Source organism: Paenibacillus sp. P22, assembly GCF_000469945.2.
GTDB classification, from domain to species: Bacteria; Bacillota; Bacilli; order Paenibacillales; family Paenibacillaceae; genus Paenibacillus_O; species Paenibacillus_O humicus.
In genome coordinates, this window is record NZ_CBRA020000243.1 from 1 (window position 1) to 7,420 (window position 7,420).

At 65.2% G+C, this 7,420-nt stretch carries 7 protein-coding genes and 1 pseudogene; all 8 read left to right on the forward strand.

Annotation, left to right across the window (positions count from 1 at the left end; translation table 11 throughout):
- Window positions 1-138 precede the first annotated feature (138 nt).
- Window positions 139-366, forward strand: a complete 228-nt coding sequence (locus BN871_RS24410) for a hypothetical protein (protein WP_048749578.1) — start codon at window positions 139-141, stop codon at window positions 364-366.
- A gap of 210 nt (window positions 367-576) precedes the next feature.
- Window positions 577-2,891, forward strand: a pseudogene (gene pucD / locus BN871_RS24415) (xanthine dehydrogenase subunit D).
- Window positions 2,881-3,525, forward strand: a complete 645-nt coding sequence (locus tag BN871_RS24420; protein WP_021881865.1) for a 2Fe-2S iron-sulfur cluster-binding protein — start codon at window positions 2,881-2,883, stop codon at window positions 3,523-3,525. The pseudogene pucD and the gene BN871_RS24420 overlap by 11 nt, the downstream one beginning before the upstream one ends.
- 111 nt (window positions 3,526-3,636) lie before the next feature.
- Window positions 3,637-4,119: a nucleoside deaminase gene (locus tag BN871_RS24425; RefSeq protein ID WP_021881866.1), complete on the forward strand. Its 483-nt coding sequence runs from the start codon at window positions 3,637-3,639 to the stop codon at window positions 4,117-4,119.
- On the forward strand, window positions 4,116-4,622 hold the full coding sequence (gene uraD / locus BN871_RS24430; protein WP_021881867.1) for a 2-oxo-4-hydroxy-4-carboxy-5-ureidoimidazoline decarboxylase: 507 nt from the start codon (window positions 4,116-4,118) through the stop codon (window positions 4,620-4,622). The genes BN871_RS24425 and uraD overlap by 4 nt, the downstream gene beginning before the upstream one ends.
- 65 nt (window positions 4,623-4,687) lie before the next feature.
- Window positions 4,688-5,065, forward strand: coding sequence for a hydroxyisourate hydrolase (gene uraH, locus BN871_RS24435; protein ID WP_021881868.1), 378 nt, complete (start codon window positions 4,688-4,690; stop codon window positions 5,063-5,065).
- A 26-nt stretch (window positions 5,066-5,091) separates the two neighbouring features.
- Complete coding sequence (gene allB, locus BN871_RS24440; RefSeq protein ID WP_048749581.1) at window positions 5,092-6,492, forward strand: allantoinase AllB; 1,401 nt, start codon at window positions 5,092-5,094, stop codon at window positions 6,490-6,492.
- A 23-nt stretch (window positions 6,493-6,515) separates the two neighbouring features.
- Window positions 6,516-7,420 (forward strand): hydantoinase/carbamoylase family amidase (locus tag BN871_RS24445; RefSeq protein WP_232313317.1); only part of this gene is annotated, 905 nt, incomplete at its 3' end.

Here is a 7,420-nt window from a genome sequence, read left to right on the forward strand (position 1 = left end):
CGCGAGCGCGGCCGAAGCCGCCGCTGCCGTCCATGCTGCTGCGCTGGCCGAGTTCCTGCCCGCCGGCGACGTCTTCGCGGATGCCGATTACCGCCGGCGGACGGCGGCCAATCTTGCTGCGGCAGCGGTGTGGGAGGCTTGGAGCGGAAGCTGACTTCCGGCTTCGGCCGAACGGAGTTCGGCCTGGCAGGGGTTGCCGGCTTCGGCGGAGCGGAGGTGCAGGCGGGAAGCCGGCTAGCCAAAAATGTGGATGGCGGGCAGCGGGCGAAGCCGCTGCGTGTACGGAGAGCTTGCAGCCGCAACTGCTGGAGAAAGGGTACGGAGAAGAACGGATGGCTCTGGAGAAGCGGCAGCGTTCGCCTTTGAAGACGGATTTCCCTTATCAAGGGTGAAAAATCAAGAAATCCGTCTTCAACAGCGATCGGAGGAGCCATCCGTTTTCGGAGCTGGGCCTGCCCGCGTCCAGCAATTCGTTTTCGGAGTTGGGGCCACTTGCTCCATAGGCTAGCCATCCGTTTTCGGAGTTCGGGCTATCCGCTTTTGTCTTTTTTACCATACCGGAAGGAGAGGGACGCGATGATTCTTGACCGTGAGTCCAGCGGAGAGCGCTGGCGGACCCGGCCGGACGGTCCGGACAAGGTGAACGGAAGGCTGACGTATTTGACCGACATGAAGCTTCCGGACGCGCTGTGCGGACGCGTGCTCCGAAGCGCCCATCCCCACGCGGCGATCAAGGCGATCTCTATCGATAAGGCGCTGGCGTTGCCCGGCGTGCATGCGGTGCTTACCCATAAGGACGTACCGGGCCTGAACCGGTTCGGCATCGCTTTTCCCCATCAGCCCGTGTTCTGCGAGGACCGGGTCCGGTATATCGGGGACGCTGTGGCGGCGGTCGCCGCGGACAGCGACGAGCTTGCGGAAGCTGCGCTCGCCCTCATCGAGGTGGACTACGAGCCGCTGCCGGTGCTGAGCGATCCTGCGCAGGCGCTGGCTGAGGAGGCCCCGCGCCTGCATGAGGACGGCAATCTGCTGCATCGGACGGAATACAAGACGGGGGATGCGGAGGCGGCTTTCGCCGGATGCCGTCATATCGTCGAGAACGTCTATTCCACTCCCCGCCAGATGCATACCTACATGGAAACCGAGGGCGGCCTCTTCATACCGGAGAAGGATGGCAGGCTGACCGTGTATTCGGCGACTCAGCACGGCCTGATGGACCGGATGCAGCTGGCGCGCATCCTGAACTGGGAGGAGGAGCGGATCCGCGTCGTATCCAGTCCGATCGGCGGCTCCTTCGGAGGCAAGGATGAATTGAACGTCCAGCCTTACGGCTGCCTGCTCGCGCTGGCGACGGGCCGGCCGGTGCGCCTGCACAATTCCCGCATGGAATCCGTCCGGGCAGGCTGAAGCGCCATCCGATGATCATCTCCATGAAGACGGGCACAGGAAAGGACGGCAGGCTGCTGGCCCACCGGGCGCGCATTTTATCCGATACGGGGGCTTACGCCACGCTGGGAGCCGAAGTGCTCAATTTCTCTACCGAGCATGTCATCGGACCCTATCTTCATCCGAATCTCGATGTGGAGGGCTCGGCGGTGTATACGAACAACGGCGTATCCGGGGAATTCCGCGGCTTTGGCGGCAATCAGGCCATCTTCGCCCTGGAGGGGCAGATGGATGAGCTGGCGGAGCTGCATGGAATGGATCCATGGGAGTTCCGGCGGCTCAACATGCGCCGGACGGGGGATCCGGGACCGCTCGGCCAGCCGATCGCGCAGACGGACGGAGCGCGGCAGGTGTGGGAAGCGCTGGAGCGGAGCCCGCTCTGGAGGCAGGGCCGGGAGAAGCTTGAGGAGAAAGTTTCCAGCCCCGGCAAGAAGCCGTGGATCCGGACCGGCGTCGGAGCCGCGATCACGATGCACGGAGCCGGTCTCGGCTATGGCATTCCGGATCCGGCGGGAGGCATTCTGCAGCTTGCGGAGGATGGCGTAATCGAGGCGGTTTTCGGCTACGAGGAATTCGGCCAAGGGCTGATCGCCACGCTGCAGGGGATGCTGATCGAGCAGTTCGGGTTCGGGGCCGCCGATGTGCGCGTCGTCATCGGGGACACCGACAAGGTTCCGAACAGCGGCTCCAGCACGGCCTCCCGGGCGACGAGCATGATGTGGATGGCGCTGCGCAGGCTGCGCCCGGAGCTGACGCGGCGCCTCAAGGAAGAAGCATCCGATGCTTCGGGCCTCCGGCCCGAGGAGCTGGAGACCGGCGAGGGAGGAGTCCGCGATCGGCAGGGAGGGCTGATCCTCTCTTACCTGGAGCTGTCGCAGCGCCTGCGCGCGTCCGGCCGCACGCTGATCTGCGAGACGACGTTTCATTACCCTGTGACGACGAAAAAGCATGTCGGAGCCCACTTCCTCTACACTTATGCCGCAGTGGCAGCCCGTGTGGAGGTCGACCTGCTGACCGGCAGGGTCAAGGTGACCGATCAGTACCACGCCGTAGCCGCCGGCCCCGTTGCCAATCCGCAAGGCTATCTCGGTCAGATCGAAGGAGGAGCCTCCATGGCGCTAGGCTTCGCGCTGTGCGAGGATGCCGTCATGGAAGAGGGACGGTATCTGACCCGCAACCTCGATACGTATCTCGTGCCGACGGCGGCGGACAGCGGGCGGTTGACGGTGGAGGCCATCGAGGAGCTGCCGGAGGACGATGCCTACGGTCCCCGCGGAGTCGGGGAGATCGGCTCGGTCGCGCTGTCTCCCGCCATCGCGGCTGCGATCCGGCAAGCGACCGGCATCCGGGTAAGGAAGCTTCCGGTACAGCCGGAGCTGCTCCAGCGTTCTTTCCAGGCAGAGACGCAGGCGGAGACGGAAGGAGGGGAAGCGGATGCCGGATAACGACAGCCCGAAATATCCCGAGGGCGAGGCGAAGCTGGAGATCAAAAGGCATTCGGCAGCGGCTTCGATCCAGGATGAACGGATAGCGGAAGAGAGCGGGCCGCAGGAGCCTTCCATGCCGGAGCCGGTGAAGGAGGAAGGCGGCGGGGAGCCCCCGTTCGAGCTGACGTTCCGCCTCAACGGCGAAGAGCGGACGATCGGAACATGGCCCGCCCGCCGCATGCTCACGTTGCTCCGGGAGGATCTGGGCCTGACGGGGACCAAGCGCTCCTGTGAAATCGGACGCTGCGGAGCCTGCATGGTGCTGCTGGACGGAGAGCCGGTCAACAGCTGCCTGCTGTCGGCTTACCAATGCAGCGGCGCGGATCTGGTGACGATCGAGGGGCTGCAGGGAGAGCGGGCCGGCCGGGTCAAGGCGGCTTTTCTTCAGGAAGGAGGCTTTCAATGCGGCTACTGCACGCCGGGAATGGTCATCTCCGTCTCTTCGCTGCTGGAGCATAATCCGTGCCCGAGCCGTTTGGAGACGGAGGAGGCGCTGGCCGGCAATATTTGCCGCTGCACCGGGTACGGAAGCATATTCCGGGCCGTATGCAGAGCCTCGGAAGGACAGGGCGAGATGCCTCCCGCCGAATAGTCCGAAGCCGGAAGGGCAGGGAGCTTTCGTCCTTGGAGCTGTGCAAGGGTCAGAGAAGCACGCCATCGGAACCAGCCCTAATATCATAGAGAAGTCAGGAGAGGAAAAGGAATGGAGCCAAAAGACCATCTGCCTTATTTGCAGCTTGCAGTGGAGGTATCGAAGCGGGCGAGGGCGGAGGGCAACACGCCGTTCGGAGCGATTCTCGTCGACAAGGAAGGCCGCGTGCTGCTGGAGCAGGGCAACATCGAGATTACGGAGAGCAATTGCACCGGACATGCGGAAACGACGCTGATGGAGCGGGCCTCCGCCGTCTATGACAGGAAGTTCCTGTGGGACTGCGTCATGTACACGACGGTCGAGCCCTGCGCCATGTGCGCGGGATCGATCTATTGGGGCAATCTCGGTACGGTCGTCTACGGCATCAGCGAGAAGCGGCTGCTGGAAATGACCGGCGACGACGAGCAGAATCCGACGCTCGATCTGCCGTGCCGGGAAGTGTTCGCGGCCGGAAGCAAGCCGGTGACGGTCATCGGCCCGTTCGCCGAGATCGAGGAAGCTGTCGTCGCCGTCCACGAGGGGTACTGGTCGTGAGCGCGAAGTGGACGATGGAGCAGCTGAACGGATTGCCTGCCGCATCATTCGTGGAAGCTCTCGGCGGCATCTTCGAGCATTCTCCCTGGGTAGCCGGGGCAGTCGAGCCGCTGCGGCCGTTCGAATCTGCGGAGGAGCTGCATGCGGCCATGGTGAATGCCGCCCGGAGCGCGCCCGAAGAGAAGCTGCTGGCGCTGCTGCGCTGCCATCCCGATCTCGGCACGAAGCTGGCGATGAGCGAGCTGTCCGTATCGGAGCAGAAGGGAGCGGGTCTGGACAGCCTGAGCCCGGAGGAATACGAGCGGTTCAGCTCGCTGAACCGGGACTATGTCGGCCGCTTCGGCTTTCCGTTCATTTTGGCGGTGCGGGGCAAGAACAAGGACGACATCCTCGCTTCGCTGGCCGAGCGCGCAGTCAGGGAGCGCGGAGAGGAGCTCGACCAGGCGCTGCGGGAAATCGCGCGCATTACCGGCTTCCGGCTCGCTGATCTGGTCGCGGAATGACGACAGGCCGCCTGGGGCCGGGGAGCTCGGGCAGCGAAGCGAGGTCAATTCGAGGAGGAGCTTGAATGGAAGGGAAATTGACGACCCATGTGCTGGACATGGCCCATGGCGGCCCGGCTGCCGGCATGAAGCTGCAGCTTGCGCGGCTGGCGGGCGCCGGCGGCAAAGGCATCATTCGGGAACGCTCCACGAACGAGGACGGAAGGCTGGATCAGCCTTTGCTCGAGGGCGAAGCGTTGACGCCGGGCGTTTACGAGCTGCTGTTTTTCGCAGGCGATTACTTCCGATCCCTGGAGCCAGGTGTGGAAGGGCGGGCCGGAGCGGCCGGGGAACTTTTTCTGGAGCAGATTCCGATCCGCTTCACCGTGACGGCTGCCGGCGGAAATTACCATGTTCCGCTGCTCGTCGCTCCTGGCGGATACAGCAGTTATAGAGGAAGCTGACCATCACATGAAAAGAGGCGGATGGAATGGAAGAACGCGGATTCCAAAAGATCGTGCGCGGCGGCCTTGTCGTGCTGCCCGGCCATGACGAGCCGCAGCAGGCGGACATCGGCATCTGCGCCGGCCGGATCGCTGCAGTCGGAACCGGGCTGGAAGCGGCCGGAGCGGAAATCATCGACGCCGGGGGCTGCCTGGTCATGCCCGGCGGCATCGACGTCCATGTCCATTTCAACGAGCCGAACATGGGCCACTGGGAAGGGTTTCCGACCGGCTCCGCGGCGCTGGCCGCCGGCGGCTTCACCGCGTATGCCGACATGCCGCTGAACGGCTTGCCCGCGACGGTGGATACCGCGGCGCTCGCGCTGAAGGCGGAGGCGGCCGAGGGCAGGTCGGCGGTCGATTACGCCTTCTGGGGAGGGCTTGTGCCCGGCAAGCTGCAGGAGCTCGAGCCGATGGCCGAGGCGGGCGTCGTCGGCTTCAAGGCGTTCGTCTCCAAGCCGGGCGGCGAAGGGGAGGGCCGCTTCGTCGAGGCCGACGACTGGACCTTGTATGAAGGGATGCGCCGGATCGCCTCCTTTGGCGGGGTGCTGGCGCTGCATGCGGAGAACGACAGCATGACGACGGCTCTCGGAGATGCCATGCGGCGCGAAGGGCGTACGGGCGCGCTTGATTTTGCGGCGTCTCGTCCGCCGATCGCGGAGCTCGAGGCGGTCAACCGGGCGCTCTTCTACGCCGGCAGGACCGGATGCCGCCTCCATTTCGTGCATATCAGCCATCCTGATTCCGTAGAGCTGATCCATAGCGCCAAGAAGAGCGGAATGGACGTCACGGTGGAGACTTGTCCGCACTATCTGATGCTGACCGAGGAGGATATGGCCAGGCTGGGAGCCGTCGCCAAATGCGCTCCTCCGCTGCGCGGCGCGGAGAGCAGGGACCGCCTGTGGGAGCAGCTTGCCGCGGGCAAGATCGATCTCGTCGCCTCGGATCATTCCCCCTCGCCCTTCGAGCTGAAGGAAGCTCCCGGGCTGAGCTTTTTTGACGGCTGGGGAGGCATCTCCGGAGCCCAGAGCACGATGGAGCTGCTGCTCCACGAAGGCGTGGGGAAAAGGGGGCTGCCTGCCGGACTTGTGGCGAGGGTGCTGTCGCAGGCGCCGGCAGCGCGCTTCGGCTTCGCGGCCAAGGGAGGCATCGTTCCCGGACTCGACGCCGATCTTGCGCTCGTGGACATGGAGCATCGCTACACGCTCGAGAAGAGGCATCTGCAGTACCTGCATCCCCACAGCCCGTACGAGGGCATGGAATTCGGCTGCAGAGTGGCCGGGACGCTGCTGCGGGGCGAGCTTGCCTATTCCCTGGAAAGCGGCGTTCTGCCCGGTGGCGGGGCGAGAATACGCGCCGGCCTCGGCAGCTATGCCGGCAAGGCTTGATGGATGGGAAAGGAGGCCGGCTCATGGCCAGACATAGAGAGGCTGCCGCCGCGGACGGGGCTGCAGCCTGCATGATGGATATTCTGGAGGAGCTGGCTCGGATCGGAGCCGAAGAGGCCGGGACTGAACTGCCCGGGACGGAAAGGATGGCGGCCGGCACGAAAGCTCAAGCTCGAATGATGGCAGCCGGCCCGGAAACTCAAGCTCGGACGGCTGCTGCGGAGGCTGATTCCGGCGGTTCGGGAGAACGGCCGGGCAAAGCGGAAGCCAGGCGGGGCGATGCGAAGGAACAGCCGGGCATGGCGGGAGTTCCGGCCGGCGTAACGAGGCTGCTCTACGACGAGGCTTGGCTGGATGCCCAGCGCCATCTGGAGGCGCGGCTTGCCGGCCTCGGCCTGGAGACGCGCTGGGACCGGACCGGCAGCTTGTACGGGCGGCTGCCCGGAAGGGATGGCGGGCGGACGATTCTGACCGGCTCGCATGTGGACACGGTCCGCCGGGGCGGACGTTACGACGGCGCTTACGGCATCGCCGCCGGCATTGCCGCGCTGGATGCGCTCAACCGGCTCTATGGACCGCCGCGCCGGACGCTGGAGGTCGTATCTCTGTGCGAGGAGGAAGGCAGCCGGTTTCCGTTGTCGTACTGGGGATCCGGCAATCTGACGGGACGGTACGGTCCTGCGGACGCGGGGAGATACCGCGACGCGGATGGAGCGACGCTGGAGGAGGCGATGCATGGAGCCGGCTTCGGCGGGGAGAGCCTGCCGGATCCGCGGCGGCATGACCTGGATGCCTTTGTCGAGCTTCATATCGAGCAAGGCGTCGTGCTGGAGCGGACCGGCGACGATGTCGGCATCGTGGAGGCCATCGTCGGCCAGCGGCGCTACGCGATGACGCTGGCCGGCGAGGCGAATCACGCCGGGACGAC

Bases quoted from the DNA above. Each gene is read 5' to 3' on its own strand.
- BN871_RS24420 (WP_021881865.1), top strand. From the start codon at position 2,881: ATGCCGGATAACGACAGCCCGAAATATCCCGAGGGCGAGGCGAAGCTG.
- BN871_RS24425 (WP_021881866.1), top strand. From the start codon at position 3,637: ATGGAGCCAAAAGACCATCTGCCTTATTTGCAGCTTGCAGTGGAGGTA.
- uraH (WP_021881868.1), top strand. From the start codon at position 4,688: ATGGAAGGGAAATTGACGACCCATGTGCTGGACATGGCCCATGGCGGC.
- allB (WP_048749581.1), top strand. From the start codon at position 5,092: ATGGAAGAACGCGGATTCCAAAAGATCGTGCGCGGCGGCCTTGTCGTG.